Raw genomic sequence first — 277 nt, forward strand, 5'->3', positions numbered from 1 at the left:
CAGATGTACATTGTTACTTCAAAGCCGAAACGCATATCTGAGTATTCTGGTTTAGTCCACATGTCGATTTCTCCTGTTAAAAGTGAAATTACTTTTTACAATTCAAATAATACACCTGTACTAATGTAATCAAATAAGCATTTACCCCGTTGCCACTCAGGATTTTCCTGAATCAACGAATCGCTTCACCACTGGCATTAAGAATTTTAACTTCACGTTGTGGAAATGGGATTTCAATTTCATGCTGTTTTAACGCATCCCAAATCATTAACAATAA

Annotated in this window: 1 protein-coding gene; it reads right to left on the reverse strand. The window is 35.0% G+C overall.

The features are described from left to right. Nucleotides 1–62: pyrroloquinoline quinone precursor peptide PqqA (pqqA, locus tag B3182_RS01350; protein ID WP_292751230.1), on the reverse strand; the 62-nt coding region annotated here is incomplete at its 3' end. Nucleotides 63–277 lie beyond the last annotated feature (215 nt).

It is taken from the genome of Methylophaga sp. UBA4204 (assembly GCF_002379485.1).
Lineage (GTDB): Bacteria > Pseudomonadota > Gammaproteobacteria > Nitrosococcales > Methylophagaceae > Methylophaga.